This is a genomic window from Treponema sp. R6D11, assembly GCF_054786075.1.
The window spans coordinates 1-419 of the sequence record NZ_BDHD01000992.1; the positions used below are offsets into that span (position 1 = coordinate 1).

General features: G+C 30.3%; 1 protein-coding gene. It reads left to right on the forward strand.

Features of this window, described 5'->3' with window-relative positions; translation table 11 throughout:
* Positions 1-248: hypothetical protein (locus tag ACYVTD_RS17155; protein ID WP_461248852.1), on the forward strand; the 248-nt coding region annotated here is incomplete at its 5' end.
* Positions 249-419 lie beyond the last annotated feature (171 nt).

The following is a 419-nucleotide window of genomic DNA, read 5'->3' on the forward strand; positions in this document are numbered from 1 at the left end:
TTGCTCAATTTTACGCTGATATGGCTGATTTATATAACAAAAAATCTTGTAACTTGTTTTTAAGGAAAAAAATAAGAAAATGGCTCACAAAAAATGAGCTTCAATTGCTTAAAATAATTTTACTATTAGATCAACCTGCAAGCAAAGTATTTATAAAAGTAGATGTACCTGAGCCAATAAAGAATGAAGTTAAAATGTATAAATCTATTCGCTCTTTTTATAAAAAGATAAAAAAACATATTAATTAAAAAAGTTGTAAATAATAAAAATGGAAAGCGAAAAACAAACAACTATGTCGGCGAAAACAGGGAAATTTGATAGTGTCGTCAAGAGATTGGCGACACTACCTGTGGCGGTAACAAAGTGGTCTCGTATGAGAACGCTTATTTAGAAAGTAAACGCACTGGTGTCTGTTATCG